Source organism: Streptomyces sp. NPDC008150 (assembly GCF_042956945.1).
Taxonomy (GTDB): domain Bacteria; phylum Actinomycetota; class Actinomycetes; order Streptomycetales; family Streptomycetaceae; genus Streptomyces.
In genome coordinates, this window is record NZ_JBIBHJ010000001.1 from 331,695 (window position 1) to 347,430 (window position 15,736).

The following is a 15,736-nucleotide window of genomic DNA, read 5'->3' on the forward strand; positions in this document are numbered from 1 at the left end:
CCGCCGTCGGTGCGGAGCGGGAGGACTCAGCGCGGAGCCGAAGCTCAGCGGTTGCCCTGGCCGTTGCCGGACAGCGCCGAGATGTCGTCCAGGATGTGCGACAGCGGCTCGTCGCCCTTGGCCTGCGTCGAGTTCTCGACGCACTGCTGGTTCTGCGGCGCCGACAGGACGGGGATGTCCTGGACGGCGATCGGCACCAGGCCGACGAGCGAACCGGCGTTGACCTTCGCGGGCAGGCCGATGCAGGGCTTGTTCAGCGAACCCTGGACCAGGGAGAGCTGCGGGCTCATGTCCCCGAACGTGGCCGAGTTGCCGAACTCCTGCGAGGCGCCGTTGCCGCTGGCGGACGTGGTGCCGCCGTCGTTGCCGATCGCCATCGCCTGGGGGGCTGCCGCGCCGGCGACACCGGCGACCGAGGCGGCAATGGCCGCGGTTGCCCACAGCTTCTTCATGTTCATTCCCTTCGAAGAGCGGACTCCGGTGAGGAGCTGCGTGATCGTCAACGCCGTCGCCCGCCCGGGGGTTGCGCAGTTTGCCCCGATCGGACCAGCGCATTCCGATGAAGGGAAGAACGCCCCCCACGCCCCACGAGCCCCGCACGTCAGGGGCAGGCCAGCGAACCGCCGCGCACCGCAGGGTGGTTGCCGAAGCGCGGCGGGTCCCCGGCGGCCGGGGCCCCGGCCGCGCCGGTCAGCGAGTGGTCCGCGTCCAGGGTCGAGAACATCCGCGCCGCCCGCTCCCCGTCCCACGCCACGGCGGCGCCGCTGCCGCGCCGGGCCGGGGCGAACCGGGTGACCGGCACCTCCGCGAACTCCGTGGCCGTCGCCGGGACCCGGTCCAGCACGCCGGCCAGCCGCACCAGCCCCGCCGTGTCGTAGCCCTGCTCGGCACCGCCCAGCACCGTGCGCGCCAGCCGGGCCGCGCCCACCGGGTCGGTGAGCAGCCGCCGGGCCTGGAGCCGCCGCAACGCGTCGACCAGGAACCGCTGCAGGCGCCGGACCCGGCCGGCGCCGCCGTCGGCGTGCCGCGAGCGGAGGTACCGCAGGGCGGGCCCGCCCGCGAGCAGCCGGCGGGCGGGCGACGCGCCCTCCGGCGGACGCGCGCCGCACGTCTCGACGCCGCCCACCCGGTCGACGGCGGCGGTGAACCGCCGGAAGTCGACCTGGAGGTACCGGTCCACGCGCAGTCCGGTCGTCGCCTCGACGGTGCGGACGGTCAGCGCGGACCCGCCCTCCGCGTACGCGGTGCCGAGTCGCGCGGTGCGCGCGGGACGCTCCCGGCCGGTGCGCACGTCGCGGTGCGCGGGGAGGCGGGCGGCGGACTCGCGCGGCAGACCGACCACGCTGACGCGGTCCTCGGCGGCGGAGACGTGGACCAGCATCAGCGCGTCGGCGCAGTCGCAGGCGCCCCCGGCGGTGGGGCGGCCGTCGGTGCCCATCACCAGGATGTTCGTCCCGTGCGGCGGCGACGGGGGGCCCGGCAGGGCGGCGCCGCCGACGAGCAGCGCGGCGACGGCCGTGAGCGCGGCACCGAGGAGCGGCCGGGCCGACCGGCCGCGCGCGGGAAGAACGGGGAAGGCCGTGCCGGGGGAGGGGGACAGGGAAGAAAGGATTCTCTTCTGCGTCACCCGGCGCACGCTAGGCGAGCGGGCCGCCGGGTGACCGGCGGCCCGCTGGCGGGACTGGAAAATCAAGCCCCCGGGCTCAGCCGCGAGGCGGCGAAGCCCGTCGTTCGTACGGTGGTGGCCGCCGCGAGGTTCAGCGGTTGCCGGCGCCGTTGCCCGACAGGGCCGAGATGTCGTCCAGGATGTGCGACAGCGGCTCGTCGCCCTTGGCCTGCGTCGAGTTCTCGACACACTGCTGGTTCTGCGGGGCCGACAGGACCGGGATGTCCTGGACGGCGATCGGCACGAGGCCGACCAGGGAGCCGAGGTTCGCCTTGGCCGGCAGGCCGATGCAGGGCTTGTTGAGCGAGCCCTGGATGAGCGCCATCTGCGGGCTCATGTTGCCGTACGTGGCGGAGTTGCCGAACGACTGCATGGCACCGTTGCCGCTGGCGGACGTGGTGCCGCCGTCGTTGCCGATCGCCAGGGCCGGCGACGCGACAGCGGCGGAAGCGCCGACGACGGAAGCGGCGACCGCGGCGGTGGCCAGAACCTTCTTGATCACTTGATGTCCCTTCTGAGGAAACCCCGTCCACCGGAGCCACGCTGGTCAACTCCCCCGGCCCCGTTTGGTTGTGCCACTTCACTCCGATGGCCCACATCACGGAAAACGCGCCCCGCGCGGGCCTCCCCGTTGTTTCCGGGGAATTCCGGTCGCCGACACGCTCCGATCGGGTGACACGCCGCAACCAAATCCCGCCGATCAGGTTGATGCGGAGGCAGGAACGCGCGTCCCGGCCGGCGACCTCGTCGTACGGGACCAGGAAAGGAATATCGAAATGCTGAAGAAGGCAATGGCCGTTGCGGCGGTCGCCGCATCTGTCGTCGGCGTGTCGGCGGCGGCAGCCCCCCAGGCGCTTGCCATCGGTGACGACACCGGCACCACCTCGGCCAGTGGCAACGGCGCCCACGAGGCGTTCGGCAACGCGGTCACCAAGGGCAACCTGAGCCCGCAGGGTGCCCTCGTCCAGGGCTCGGTCAACAAGCTCTGCGCCGGCATCCCGGTCAAGGCCAACGTCGGTTCGCTCGTCGGTCTCGTGCCGATCGCGGTCCAGGACGTCCCGATCCTGTCGGCGCCGCAGAACCAGCAGTGCGCCGAGAACTCGACGCAGGCCAAGGGCGACGAGCCGCTGTCGCACCTCGTGGACGACATCTCCGTCCTCGCGGGCAACGGCGTCCGCAACGGCTGACGTTCCCCGAAGGCGGCTCGGGCAGCTCCGGACTCCGGGGCTGCCCGAGCTCTTTGCCGTCGGCGCGGCCCGGTCCGGTCCTGTTCTTTCTGTTTGTTCTGTACTTTCTGGCCCCCCTGTATTTTCTGTGCGGGCGTTCTTGCCCCGCGACGGGGTTCTGCGGGGGCGTTCGAGTGAATTCCCGGGCGACGCACGTTCCGTCGTTTCTTGATTCGTCTATCCCTCGTTTACAGCCTGCAGGTCATGAGGTGAGCCGTTCATGTCGTGCTCGCCCGGTTTCGGCCGTCAAAGAGGCATGACCGCAGAGAAGGGAAGTTTCATGAAGAAGAGCGCTGCTGTCGTCGCGGGCGTCATCATGGCCCTGGGCATGGCCGCCCCGGCCTTCGCCGACGCCGGAGCCGAGGGTGCCGCCGTCGGTTCCCCCGGTGTCCTGTCGGGCAACGTCATCCAGGTTCCCGTCCACGTGCCCGTCAACGTGTGCGGCAACTCGATCGACGTGGTCGGCCTGCTCAACCCGGCGTTCGGCAACGTCTGCGCCAACGGCTGACGTCACCTCTCAGCCGCATCGGCTGTGGCCGGCCCCGGACCGCTTTCCGCTCCGGGGCCGGCTTTTCCCACTTCTACCAGCAGGAAGACCACGAAATGCGACAGACCCTGAGCCGGTCAGTGGTCGCGGCGACCGCCGCGACGAGCATTCTGTCCCTGTGCGGCGGCACCGCTCAGGCCGACACGTACGCGAGCGGCGGCGCCTCGGACTCGCCCGGTCTGCTGTCGGGCAACAGCATCCAGGCCCCCGTCGACGCCCCGGTGAACGCCTGCGGCAACTCCGTGGACGCGGTCGGCGCGCTCAACCCCGCCTTCGGCAACTCCTGCGGCGGCGGCAGCGGTTCGCAGGGTCTTCACCACGGCCAGGCCCACGTCCCCGCCCAGCACACCCCGTCCGCCGCGCACGGCGCTCGGGGCACCCACGGCGGCACCGGCGGCACCGGCTACGGGGAATCCGGTCGCGGCGGCTCGGGTCACGGGGACTCCGGCTACGGGGACTCGGGCTACGGGGACTCGGGCTACGGCGACTCGGGTTACGGAAACTCCGGGCACGGCCGCGGCGGGCACGAGGGCTCCTTCGCGCACGGTCCCGCATCGGACTCCCCGGGCATCGGCTCGGGCAACAGCGTCGAGGTCCCCGTCCACGCGCCGGTCAACCTGTGCGGCAACACGGTCGACATCGTCGGCATCGGCAACGGCGCCTTCGGCAACTCCTGCGGCGAGCAGGGCGGTTACGGCGACGACAGCCCCGGCGGCTACGGCGACACCCCGGGCGGCTACGGCGACGACACCCCGCCCACGAGGACGCCGCCGGGCCACCCCCACCACCCGCCGACGACCCGCAACATGCCGCCCGGCGAGACCCCGCCCGGCACGCCTCCGTCGCACGGCACCCCGCCCGCGCACCCGCGGGGCTCCTCCGTCGCCCGCCACCACGCGGCGGCGCCCGCGCTCGCGGAGACCGGCGCCGGCTCGGACCTGGCGGGTGCCGCCGCGGCCGCTGCCGCGCTGATCGCGGGCGGCGCCGTCCTCTACCGCCGCGGCCGGGTCGCGTCGCAGCGTTAGCAGTCAGACCAACTCAGCCACCTGAAAACGGAGTTGACGGGAGCCCGGGTCCCGGCCGGCGGGGAGGTCGCCGGCCGGGACCCGGGCTCCCGAGCCCGGTCAGTTGCCCGCGACCGCCCTCGCGGCGCCGCCGCGCGCACGGCCGGCCGGGGCCGGCACCGTCACCCCGAGCGGGCCGGAGCGCAGCCGCCGCCGCACCCCGCGCACCAGCGTCGAGGCGGTGAAGCCCGCGCCGTGCACGAACCGCATCGCCGGGCCGAAGCCCGACGCCGTCACCAGCCCCGCCATGAAGAGACCGGGGTGCGACGACTCGAACTCCCGCCCCACGTAAGGCGATCCGTCGGCCAGCTCGGCGAGCCCGGCGCGCAGGTCCGCCTCCAGCATCGCCAGCCGCTCCCGGGTCGCCCGGAACCCGGTGGCCGCCACCACGTGGCCCGTCTCCAGCGACCGCACGGCGCCCGCGCGGTCGGCCACCTCCAGCCGCACCCCGCCGCCCGGCACCGGGCGCGCCGCCGTGATCCCGTGGCCGAGCAGCACCTCGACACGGGGCTCGAAGCGGTCGCGCACCCACCACGCGCCCGCCGGGCCGAGCGCGCTGTCGGCGACGCGGGTCCGGGTCGCCTCGGGGAGCCGGTGGAAGACGCCGGGGCGTTCCGCGTAGAACCAGTTGCGCCAGCCGCAGCCCAGGCCGCTGTGCGGGCTGCGGGCGGAACGCCACCAGGGGCGCTGCCACGGCGGCGGCACGTCGTTCCAGTACAGCCGGTCGGCGCGGGCCAGCACCCGGGTGCGGGTGCCCTGTTCCGCGAGCAGCGTGGCCGTCTCCAGCGCCGCCTGTCCGCCGCCGACGACCGTCACGTCCGTACCGCGGAAACGGTCCAGGTCGGCGTGGTCGCTGCTGTGCGAGACGAGGGACGCGTCGAGGCCGTGCAGGGCCGCCGGGATCTCCGTGAAGGGCATCACGCCCACCGCGAGCGCGACGGTGCGCGCGTGCAGCGTCTCGCCGTCCGCGAGGACCACCTCGAAGCCGCCCGGCACCGGCGCCACCAGGGACACCATCCGCTCGTCCACCTCCGGCACCGCGTGCCGCGCGAACCACAGGCCGTAGTCCGCGAACATCTCCACCGGGATCGGCTCGCCGTGCCGCGCCGTCACCCCCTGCCCGGCGCAGTAGGCGCCCAGGCGCCTGCGGCCCCCGGGGTCGGAGAGGTCCGAGGCCCACGGCTCCGACTTCAGGAACATGCCCCGGGGCATGTGGTCGCGCCAGGACGCCATGGGCCGGCCCAGGACACGCATCCTCAGTCCGGCCGCCGCGGCGTGCGACGCGATGGACAGGCCGTACGGGCCCGCGCCCACCACCAACAGGTCGTACATCAGCAACTGCTCGCTCTCTCGTCGTCGTTGAGGGGACCGGAAGCCGCCGGACCGGCCTGGGCCGGCACCGCCTGCCGCACCACGTACGGGCGGGGCTCCCGCTCGGCGCGCCGCCCGACGCGCGCCAGCAGCCTGCGGGCCACGTGGCGGCACCACAGCGAGCGCAGCGCGCGCCCGGGGGCGGGATCGTCCCGGGCGTGCCAGGCCAGTTCGCGCCCGCGCGCCGGACGCAGGGCCGTCAGCGGCGCGTAGTTCTCCACCACGAACGTCCGGTCGGGCCGCGCCCCGCCCGTGGACGGGGCGCGCCGGGTCAGGTCCAGGTGCAGGGCGCGCACGACGTCCACGCCGGCGGTGTCCGTGAACAGCCGGAACTGGGCGCCGGGGCGGGGGTTGAAGTCGAGCAGGTGGTAGCGGCCGTCGACGCCGCAGCGGCGGAAGTCGAGGTCGAGGACGCCGCGGTAGCCCAGCTCCGCGCACAGCCGCGTGGCGAGCGCCTCCACCCGGGGGTTGGGCGTCCACGAGCCGACGGCGGTGAGGCCCGCGCCCGGCGGCCAGGCGCGGCGCTTGCGGCCCGCGCCGGACGCCCTGAGCACCCCGGAGCGGTCGGCGTAGGCGTGGAAGAACCAGTCGCGGTCCGGGCCGGGGGCGAGGAACTCCTGCAACAGCAGCCTGCTGCCCGCCTCCTCGGAGCGCAGGTACAGCTCCCGCGCCTGCCGCGCGTCCCGCACCAGCACCGTGCTGCGCAGCCCGACGCCGGTGGGGAGCTGCCAGGGGCGGCTCCACTTCGCGACCAGCGGCAGGCCCAGGCGCCGGACGGCGGCCGCCGCCTCGGCCGCGCTTCCCGGCACCAGCGTCACCGGGTGCGGCACGCCGAGGGCACGGCAGACGGCGGCGAGTTCGGCCTTGTCGGCCACCCGTTCGGGCAGCGCGCCCGGCGGGTCGGGCAGCAGGTAGTGCGGCGCGAGCGTGTCGCGCAGGGCACTGGACGCGATCGCGCCGACGTCGTCCATCGGGACCAGGACGGCTGGCCGGCCGATCTCCCGCGCGACACGCCGCAGCACCCCGGCGATGTCGTCCGCCGACGCGCCGGGCCGGGGCGGAGGATGCAGTTGACGCACGTAGCGCGAGGCGCCGACCGGTCCGCCGGCGGTGTCGGCGACCAGGTGGACGTCGACACCGGCCCGGCCCAACGAGCGGACGGCGCCCAGGGTTCCGTGGTGAAAGGGATTGCGGTCGACACGCAGCAGAACGGCGGGAACGCGAGTGTCCAGGAGCGACACGGATTTCTCTCCCATTGCATCGGCTGTCACCCGTACGGGCGGTCGGAGCACTCGAAAGCCACACCGACAAGTGGCGTAATTCCTATTCGTATGACTGAGTGTCAGTAACCCTGAGAGCAAAAGAAGATGACCTTCAGGGGCATCGAGACAAGAGTGGAGAAAGGAGCAGGCATGGCTCCACAGCAGCGACTGCGGACCCGGTCGAAAAGGCTGGCCGTCATCGCGGCGACGGTCGCCGCGTCGGCCGCGCTGACAACCGGTCCCGGATTCTCGGCGGGGGTGGTGCGGGCCGCCGGCGCGCCCGCTCCGACGCCGGCCGCAACGGCCCCCGGAGTGATCCAACCGGCCACCGGGCCCGCGCCCGCCGACAACACGCCGGTCCCGCAGATCCCGCCGGTTCCCGAGCGCCCGGCGGCGTCGCCGGCCGCCGCCGCGGCGGTCCCCCCGGGCGCCTCCCCGGCACCGTCCGTCGGCGCCTCCGTGGCGCCGTCCGCCTCCCCGCGACCGGCCGGCAAGGCCTCCGCGTTCGGCGCGTACCTCGACTACGGGGCACGCGGCGTCTCGCGGATCGCGCAGCTCAGCGAGTGGCTGGGCGGTGCCGAACTGCGCGTCGGGCACACCTATCTGCCGGGCGACCGGTGGAGCAACATCGAGGGTGCCAACGGCTTCCTCGACGTGTGGGCGGACTGGCGGCGCGAGAAGGCCGACCGGATGCTCGTGCTCAACGTCCCGATGCAGGAGAACAACGAGGGCAACGTCTCCGACGCCGAGGTCCGCACCCTGCTGCGCAGGGGCTCCGCCGGCGACTTCGACCAGCACTACAGGGCGCTCGCCCAGCGGCTCGTCGACCTGAAGGTGCCGGACACCGTCGTCGTGCTCGGCTGGGAGATGAACGGCACCACCTACACCAGCCGTTGCGGGCCCGACCCCGCCGCCTGGAAGGCGTACTGGAACCGGATCGTCACCACCATGCGGTCGGTGCCGGGACAGAAATTCCGGTTCGACTTCGCGCCGACCCGCGGGCGTGACGCCGTTCCGTGGACCGAGTGCTATCCCGGTGACGACGTCGTCGACATCGTCGGAATGGATTCGTACGACCAGCCTTCCGGGGAGTCGTTCGACGAGCAGATCAAGGAGCCCTACGGGCTTCAGCAGCACGTCGACTTCGCCAAGGCGCACGGAAAGGAGATCTCCTATCCGGAATGGGGACTCTTCCGCAACGGTGACAACGCCGACTACATGCGCCGCATGCTCCGGTGGATGGACGACCACCACCCGCTGTACAACACGCTGACCGACTACTGCCCGCACGGCGTGTGGCAGTGCGCGCAGAACCCGCAGGCGTCCAAGGTCTACCGGTCCGTGCTCTACGGCCGCACCGACGACCCGAACCCGACGCCCACCCCGACGCCGACACCCACCCCCACCCCGAAGCCGACGCCCACGCCCACCGAGCCCGTCGCGCCGAAGCCCCCGGCGAACTGCTCGCGGCTGGACCTCGGCGACTGGGTCGAGTACTGGCTGGGCGGCAAGCTCTGCGTCCGCCTCGACTGGTGGTCCCGCGACAACTGAACCGCCGGCCGGTGCGACCCCGGCCGCCGAACCCGCCGGTGGCGGCGGGCCCGCGTCAGGGTCCGCCGCCACCGGCACGTTCCCCGCCGCGGCCGGCCGCGGCACGCTCGCCCCGGCGCTCCTCCCAGCGGCGCAGCAGCTCCTTGCCGTGCCGGCGCGCCGCCACGTCGCACACGACCGCCGACATCAGCGGCGCGGTACGCCGACGGGCGAGCAGCAGCCGCTCGTTGACGACCTGCTCGGGGCGCCAGTGGTGCTTGTACGGCTCGTTGCCGCGCAGCAGGCTCAGCGTGCCGCCGCCGTGCGCGCCGGTCCGCTCGGCGCAGGCGTCCAGCAGCATCACCGCGACGTCCGCCTTGCGCTCCCGCAGCCGCGGGTGCGCGCCGTACAGATAACCGCCCGCCAGCCGCCGGGACACCAGGGTCAGGTCCACGGCCACCACGTCGTCGTCGAGCCGGAACTCGGTGACCACCGCGTTCCCGGAGCGGACCATCGGGCCCACCGAGCGCACCAGGTGCTCGCAGAAGCGGGTGCGCAGGTGCTCGGTGGTCACCTTGCGGCCCTGCCACTGGAGCGCGTGCAGTTCGAGCAGCCGGCGCAGCGCCGCGTCGACGCCGTCGGCCCCGACCACGTGCCGCTGCACACCGAGCGCCGTCAGCTTGCGCAGTTTCGCCCGCACCCGCTGCGCCTTGTTCGACGGCAGGCGGGACACCAGCTCGTCCATCGGCACGGCGGGCAGCTCCAGGCACAGCGAGTCCAGGACCCGGCGGCGCGGACCGCGCCAGCGCTCCCACACGTGCTCGATCGCGCCGCCCGGCCGCACCTCCCGGAAGTCGATGACCGCGGTCCGCGCGACGGCCGACAGACCCCGCGCGAGCGCGTCCGCGGCGGCGTCGGCCCGCTCGTCGTCGATCAGCACGTCCCCGTAGTCGGAGATCGCCCCGCCGAGCGGCACCAGCGACGGCACCGGTCCCCGTACGAGCAACAGGGGCGCCGCGGCGACGAGTTCGGCGCCGTCGCGCACCAGGACCAGCCGCAGCCGGCCCGGAACGCCGTACGACAGCCACCACGAGTGCAGCCAGGCGTGGCTCTGGAACGGGGTCGCCGACGCGCAACGCCCGTACAGGCGGCCCCACTCGGGGGCGAGCGCCGCGAAGTCGGCTTCCTCGGTGACCAGTTGCGTCGTGTACACCGGCTTCACAGTTGACCGTGCACGTCGGCGGCGTGCGCCGGGCCGGGGACCGAGGCCGGGCGGGCGGTGGCCTCCGCCTCGCGGCGCGGGCGCACCAGCAGCGCGAGACCGCCCAGCAGGCCGCCCGCGCTCGCGCCCACCAGACCGGTCACCGCCCAGGACGCCGAGGACGGCGCGGCGGGCTTCACCGCCCGGGAGAACTGGAGCAGTTCGACGTGGGTGTCGGCCTTCGTGTCGTTGGCGTGCCGGGTCAGCGCCCGGGTCACCGCGTTGGCCATGTCGGCCGCGACGTCCGCGCGGGACGACGTCGCCGTCACCGACACCATCGGCGCGTCCGGCGAGGTCTCGGCCTGCACGCTCTTCTGGAGCGTCTTCACCGGCACGCCCGCCCACACCTGCGCGTCCCCGAGCACCGCGACCTGCGTGGCGACCCGCCCGTACGCCTGCGCGAAGCCGAGGGCGGCGGCCGGGTCGGCGCTCTGGATCGGCACGGCCACGACGTAGCTCGTCGCCGTGTAGGTCGGCGTCCTGAGCACGCCGTACGTGCCGCCGAGGACGCCGCCCGCCACGGCACCCGCCGCGAGCAGCGACCAGGCCGGGAGTCTCCTGCCGCGCAGGAGGGCCGGGGCCTGGCGGTGGTGCCGGTTGGGGATGTCGGTCATGAGGAACGGGCTCCCTGCTGAGGTGTGGAGGACTGCTGGCTGGAGACGGCGGCGGCGTACACGTCCATGAGCTGGGCGGCACTGCGCGCGATGTTGTAGTGGTGCGCGGCGTCGGCCGCGTGCCGGGGCAGCGGCCCCCGCGCGCGGGCCGCGGCGAGCGCGTCGGCGAAGGCGTCGGGTCCGCCGGTGACGCGCCGCGCGCCGGGCGCGGACCCGGCGGGCAGGTCCTCGATCGCGGGGCACGAGGCGTAGAGCACGGGCAGCCCGGACGCCAGGGCCTCGACGGCCGCGAGCCCGAACGCCTCCTCGTGCGACGGCGACGCGAACACGTCCATCGCGGAGAGCAGGGCGGGCAGGTCGGGCCCCGGGGAACCGTCGGGCAGGTAGGGGCGTTCTCCGGTGAACAGCACCCGGTCCCCCACGCCCGCCTCGGCCGCGCCCGCCCGCAGGGCCCGCTCCTCCTCGCCGCCGCCCACGAGGAGCAGCCGGCACGCGCGCGGGAGGTCCACGAGCGCCCGCACCAGGACGTCGAAGCGCTTGCCGGGCGCGAGCCGGCCGACCCCGCCGATCACGTACGCGTCGTCGGGCAGCCCGAGGCGCTCGCGGGTGCGCAGCCGGGTCAGCGGGTCGAAGCGGAAGCGGTCCAGGTCGATGCCGTTGGGCACGACCTCGATGCGCGGCGCGGGCACGCCCCACCGCCGCAGCCGTTCCGCGACCGTGGACGAGACGGCGACGGTCGACGAGCCGAGCCGCTCGCTGGCGAGGTAGAGGCCGCGCACGCCCGCGCCGAGGGGCCGCCCCTCCATCTGGGAGTCGCCCAGCGAGTGTTCGGTGGCCACCACCGCCCGCACCCCGGCCAGCCGCGCCGCGAGCCGCCCGTAGACGCAGGCCCGGTACAGATGCGTGTGCACGAGGTCGTAGCCGCCCGCGCGGATCAGCCGCACCAGGCGCGGCAGCGCGCCCAGGTCGCGGTTGCCGGCCATGCCGAGGTGCACGACGCGCACCCCGTCCGCGCCCAGCCCGTCGGCGACCGCGCCCGGGTTGGTCAGGGTCACCACGTCGCAGTCGACGGGCAGATGGCGCACCAGCAGCCGCAGTTGCTGCTCCGCGCCGCCCACCCCGAGCCCGGTGATGACGTGCAGGGCGCGCAGCCGGGCGTCCGGGTCCCGGCGGCGGGCCGGGGAGCGCCGCGCGGCCCGCATCACACGCCCTCCACCGGGCGCCTGCGCAGCCGGTGCAGCTTGTGCTTCAGGTGCAGCCGCGGGGAGGTGTCGTTCTGCCCGATGTGCAGCCGCGGCAGCGCGTGCGGCCCGGTCAGCCGGCCCGGCGCGATGGCGCACCCGTAGTCGTAGCCGGCGTCCCGGACGGCGTCCACCGCACGACGGTCCACCGACCCGTACGGGTAGCAGAAGCCCTGCACGGCCGTGCCCGTCAGCTCGGCGAGGCGGTCGCGGCTCTCGTGCACCTCGGCGCGCAGCAGGTCGCCGTCCGCGCGGGTCAGGTCGACGTGGGTGAGACCGTGCGAGCCGATCTCCACGCCCTCGCTCGCCGCGTGCCGGATGCCGTCGGCGGTCAGCAGCGGCTTGCGCGGCCCCAGCGGGTCCCACGCGTTCTCCCCGCCGAGCCGCCCCGGCAGGACGAACAGGGTCGCGCCGCACTGCCAGCGGCGCAGCACGGGCAGCGCGTTGTCGACGAAGTCGGCGTACCCGTCGTCGAAGGTGAGCCCGACCAGGCCGTCGCCCCGGCCGCGGGCGCGCGCCGCGAGCAGGTCGCCGACGGACACGCCGCGCAGCCCGCGCCGGGTGAGCCAGCGCAGCTGCCGGGCGAGCCGGTCGGGGGTCACGGTGATGCGGTAGGGGTCGGCGGAACAGTCGCCGACCGAGTGGTACATCGCCACCCACGGGACGGGGCCCGGTCGCGGAGCGACGCGTGTGCCTCTGGCACCGGTGTCAACGGAAGCGGACATGCGCAAGCCTTCGTGTGACGGTACGTACGGAACGGAATGCGGGGGCGAAGCCCTGGGCGCCGAGGACGCCGCAGAGCAGGACGAAGACGACGGTGACGGTGAGCGAACCGGCCGCGAGACCGGCGACCGGGGAGGCCGGCCACCTTCCCGCGAAGACCCCGGCCACGGCCGCGGCCACCGCCGCCCGCACCGGGCGGCTCAGCTCGGTGAGGACGCGGCGCACGCGGATCGGAACGCTGCGGGGGCCCGTGCCGTACAGCAGCAGTACGGCGGTCAGGGTGATGCCGGCCGCGTTGGCGGCGGCGATGCCGCAGACGCCCCAGGCGTCCACGGCCCACACCCCGATCCACGCGGTGGCGACGATCCCGGCCGCCATCGCGGCGACCGGGTACCAGGAGGGACGGCCCGCCGAGAAGTACGAGCGGACCAGGACACCGACCAGGGTCTGGCCGAGCAGTCCGAGCGCGTACACCCGCATCACGTCCGCGGTGGCGGCCGTGTCGCGGGCGGTGAACGCGCCGCGCTGGAAGAGGAGTTCGACGATCTGCGGGGCGCACGCGACGACGGCCGCGGTACCGAGGAGGACCGTGCACGCGGCGACCGCCAGGTCCTGTTCGACCCGGTCGCGGGCCCGTTCGGTGTCGCCCTCGGCGAGCGCCCGCGCCACCACCGGGAAGGTGACGGTGCACAGCATCATCGAGAGCATCATCGGCATCTGCGCGACCTTCTGCGCGTAGTTCAGGTGCGAGATGGCGCCGGCCGGGAGGTGCGAGGCGAGGAAGCGCTCGATGAGGACCTGGGTCTGCCGGCACAGCGCGAAGAGCAGCACGGTCGACAGCAGCGCGATGTCCATCGGACGTGCCGCCGCGGTCCGCGCACCGCCCGCAGTGACCGCCGCCCCCGCGTTCGTGGTGCGCAACCTCCGCCACAGCGAGGGCAGTTGGACGGCCACCATCAGGCAGCCGCCGATCGCGACACCGGCCGCCGCCGAGCGCACGCCCCAGCGCCCGCCGAGCAGGAACATCCCGGAGACGATGCCCACGTTGTAGGCCACGTAGATCGCCGCCGGTGCCAGGAAGCTGCGGTGCGCCCGCAGCGCGGCGCTGCAGTACCCGGCGAGACCGAAGCTGAGCACACAGGTCGCGGTCAGCCGGGTGCAGTCCACCGCGAGGGCCGGGTCGGGCAGACCGGGCGCGAGGGCCTCGACGAGGTACGGGGCGGTCGCCACGAGCAGCGCCGACACCGCGACGAACGCCAGCGAGAGCCGCGGCAGCGTGGCCGCCACCAGCGCCCGTACGGGATCGCCCGCACCCCCGCGCGCCCGCAGGGCCAGCGCCACGCTGAACGCCGGTACGAGGGCGAAGGCGAGCCCGTCCTCGATCAGCAGGGTGGACGCGAACTCCGGCACCGTCCAGGCGACCAGGAAGGCGTCCGTCTCCGACCCGGCCCCGAACAGCCGCGCGAGCGCCTGGTCCCGGACCAGCCCCAGCAGGGCGCCGGCGACGGACAGGGCGGCGGTGAGGAGGGTGGCGCGGGCGAGGAAGCCGCGCGACTCGGGGGCGGAGCCCCCGGTGCCCGGGGCGGCGTCGGGCTCCGCGCCCGGGACCTCCGTTCCGGGGGCCGCGTCCGGCGGGGGAGCGGGAGCCGTGAGCACGTCCGCCTCCGTGCCCCGCTCCGCCGGCGGGCCACCGCCCGGACCCGGCACGTGGACCTCGGCGTGCGGGAGCTGGCGCGCGGCGGCAGTGCCGTCGTCCGTCGCGAGGGCTCCCGGGGCGCCGGGCGCCCCGGGGGCGGTGCCGGGCGCGTCGGGCAGGGGGCGGGGCGTCACCGTCATCGGGACACGGCCTCCCCGGCGCGCTCGCGGACCGGCGCGGCCGGCGCACCGGGCACGGCGTCGGCGTGCCGGCTGGCCAGCGACCACCACGCCACCAGGCCCAGTACGACGGCGGTCAGCACGGTGGAGGGGCCGCCGATGTCGGCGTACAGGAAGTCGACGAGCTGCCACACCAGCAGCCCGCACGCGACGAGCCCGCACTCCGGGACACCCGGTGCGCGCGTGCCGCCGGACTCCGCACCGTCCGCGTCGCTCCGCGGGCCGCGCGCCCGCAGCAGCCCGTGCAGTCCGCACACCAGCAGCGCGAGCCAGCTCCCGCCGAGGGCGAGCAGACCGATCAGGCCCTGCTCGCTCAGCACGAGCAGGTACATGTTGTGCGGCGACAGCAGCGGCTGGCGCTGGAACGAGGCGCCCGCGCCCTCCGTGTCGCTGCCGGACGACAGCGCCAGCGAGGCGTGGCTGTCGCGGTGTTCGGGGAAGCCCTTGAGGCCGACCCCGGTCAGCGGCTGCTCGCGCCACATCGAAGTCGCCGCCGCCCACATCGTGTAGCGGTCGACCACCGACTGGTCGGGGGCGTCGGTGACGCGGGTGATGCTGTCGATGCGGTCCTGGAGCATCGCCGAGCCGACCCCGAAACCGCCGACCAGCACCACCCCGGCCGCGACGGCGACCGCCGCGACCTTCAACGCCCGCCGCACACCGGCCAGGACGAGCTGGAGCCCGCACGTCACGACCGTGGCGATCCAGGCGCCCCGGCTGAACGACAGCGCGAGCGGCACCAGCAGCGCCAGCGCGCACGCGGCGGCCACCGCCCGCTGCCGCGCCGGACCCCGCCCGAGCGCCAGCCCGAGCGCGCACACCAGCCCGAACGCCACCACCGTGGCCATGCCCATCACGTCGGTCGGCCCGAACGTGCCGACCGCGCGCACGTCCTCGCCCTGGTACGAGGCGCCCGTACCGGTGACGTACTGGTGCACGCCGACCGCGCCCTGCCATCCGGCCAGACCGACGAACGACCAGGCCAGGGTGCGGAAGTCGGCCCGGTCGCGGATCAGCAGCAGGACCGCGGCGGGCACCAGCACGAACACCTGGAGGTAGCGGCCCAGACCGGTCAGCCCGGCCTCCGGCGAGGAGGCGCCCACCGCCGCGACGGCGAGCCCGACCACCGGCAGCCCCAGCACCACGGCGGCCGTCCGGGTCAGCGGCCGGCGCCGGGCCCGCAGCAGCCGTACGGCGCAGGCCAGCACCACGAGGCCGGAGACCGCGTCGGCCGGCCCCGCACCGCCGTCGTCGCCCGGTGCCAGCGGCAGCCCGAGCAGGGCGATCACCGCCACCACGGGCAGCACCGGCGTGAAGGACGCCACCCGGCGCGGCAGCGCGAGTGCGAGGCTCATG

15 protein-coding genes are annotated in these 15,736 nt (G+C 74.9%); 4 read left to right on the forward strand and 11 right to left on the reverse strand.

The genetic code is table 11. The features are described from left to right. Positions 1–44: 44 nt before the first annotated feature. From ACFZA0_RS01405 to ACFZA0_RS01415, 3 genes are all read right to left on the reverse strand, one after another. Positions 45–452, reverse strand: coding sequence for a rodlin (locus ACFZA0_RS01405; protein WP_391009393.1), 408 nt, complete (start codon positions 450–452; stop codon positions 45–47). 149 nt (positions 453–601) lie between these two features. Beyond that, a complete protein-coding gene (locus ACFZA0_RS01410) occupies positions 602–1,627 on the reverse strand; it encodes an LCP family protein (RefSeq protein ID WP_391009397.1) in 1,026 nt (341 codons plus the stop codon). Positions 1,628–1,757: 130 nt separating this feature from the next. After that, the gene (locus tag ACFZA0_RS01415; protein ID WP_391009400.1) at positions 1,758–2,168 is read right to left on the reverse strand and encodes a rodlin; all 411 of its coding nucleotides are present in this window, start codon (positions 2,166–2,168) and stop codon (positions 1,758–1,760) included. A 274-nt stretch (positions 2,169–2,442) separates the two neighbouring features. On the opposite strand from ACFZA0_RS01415, the gene ACFZA0_RS01420 reads away from it, so the two are divergent. From ACFZA0_RS01420 to ACFZA0_RS01430, 3 genes are all read left to right on the forward strand, one after another. Then, positions 2,443–2,853, forward strand: coding sequence for a rodlin (locus ACFZA0_RS01420; protein WP_391009404.1), 411 nt, complete (start codon positions 2,443–2,445; stop codon positions 2,851–2,853). Between the two features lie 319 nt (positions 2,854–3,172). Then, positions 3,173–3,400, forward strand: coding sequence for a chaplin ChpD (gene chpD, locus ACFZA0_RS01425; protein WP_391011763.1), 228 nt, complete (start codon positions 3,173–3,175; stop codon positions 3,398–3,400). Positions 3,401–3,495: 95 nt separating this feature from the next. After that, positions 3,496–4,464 (forward strand): chaplin family protein, encoded by a 969-nt coding sequence (locus ACFZA0_RS01430; protein ID WP_391009407.1) that lies wholly within the window; start codon positions 3,496–3,498, stop codon positions 4,462–4,464. Positions 4,465–4,563: 99 nt separating this feature from the next. On the opposite strand, the gene ACFZA0_RS01435 is transcribed toward ACFZA0_RS01430, so the two are convergent. Continuing rightward, the gene (locus ACFZA0_RS01435; RefSeq protein WP_391009410.1) at positions 4,564–5,835 is read right to left on the reverse strand and encodes an NAD(P)-binding domain-containing protein; all 1,272 of its coding nucleotides are present in this window, start codon (positions 5,833–5,835) and stop codon (positions 4,564–4,566) included. Continuing rightward, positions 5,835–7,115: an ATP-grasp domain-containing protein gene (locus ACFZA0_RS01440; RefSeq protein ID WP_391009413.1), complete on the reverse strand. Its 1,281-nt coding sequence runs from the start codon at positions 7,113–7,115 to the stop codon at positions 5,835–5,837. Before ACFZA0_RS01440 ends, ACFZA0_RS01435 begins: the two co-directional genes overlap by 1 nt. A gap of 171 nt (positions 7,116–7,286) precedes the next feature. On the opposite strand from ACFZA0_RS01440, the gene ACFZA0_RS01445 reads away from it, so the two are divergent. Further along, positions 7,287–8,687, forward strand: coding sequence for a glycosyl hydrolase (locus tag ACFZA0_RS01445; protein WP_391009416.1), 1,401 nt, complete (start codon positions 7,287–7,289; stop codon positions 8,685–8,687). 55 nt (positions 8,688–8,742) lie between these two features. Here the strand turns inward: ACFZA0_RS01445 and ACFZA0_RS01450 are convergent, their stop codons facing one another. From ACFZA0_RS01450 to ACFZA0_RS01475, 6 genes are read right to left on the reverse strand one after another with little or no spacing between them, the layout of a single operon-like run. Next, on the reverse strand, positions 8,743–9,888 hold the full coding sequence (locus tag ACFZA0_RS01450; RefSeq protein WP_391009419.1) for a GNAT family N-acetyltransferase: 1,146 nt from the start codon (positions 9,886–9,888) through the stop codon (positions 8,743–8,745). Continuing rightward, positions 9,885–10,541 (reverse strand): lipopolysaccharide biosynthesis protein, encoded by a 657-nt coding sequence (locus ACFZA0_RS01455; RefSeq protein ID WP_391009422.1) that lies wholly within the window; start codon positions 10,539–10,541, stop codon positions 9,885–9,887. Before ACFZA0_RS01455 ends, ACFZA0_RS01450 begins: the two co-directional genes overlap by 4 nt. Then, positions 10,538–11,692 (reverse strand): glycosyltransferase, encoded by a 1,155-nt coding sequence (locus tag ACFZA0_RS01460; protein WP_391011766.1) that lies wholly within the window; start codon positions 11,690–11,692, stop codon positions 10,538–10,540. Before ACFZA0_RS01460 ends, ACFZA0_RS01455 begins: the two co-directional genes overlap by 4 nt. Positions 11,693–11,742: 50 nt before the next feature. Beyond that, complete coding sequence (locus ACFZA0_RS01465) at positions 11,743–12,507, reverse strand: polysaccharide deacetylase family protein (protein WP_391009425.1); 765 nt, start codon at positions 12,505–12,507, stop codon at positions 11,743–11,745. Further along, positions 12,491–14,341: a lipid II flippase MurJ gene (gene murJ / locus ACFZA0_RS01470; protein ID WP_391009428.1), complete on the reverse strand. Its 1,851-nt coding sequence runs from the start codon at positions 14,339–14,341 to the stop codon at positions 12,491–12,493. The genes ACFZA0_RS01465 and murJ overlap by 17 nt, the downstream gene beginning before the upstream one ends. After that, positions 14,338–15,735, reverse strand: a complete 1,398-nt coding sequence (locus tag ACFZA0_RS01475; protein WP_391009431.1) for an O-antigen ligase family protein — start codon at positions 15,733–15,735, stop codon at positions 14,338–14,340. The genes murJ and ACFZA0_RS01475 overlap by 4 nt, the downstream gene beginning before the upstream one ends. Position 15,736: the final 1 nt, after the last annotated feature.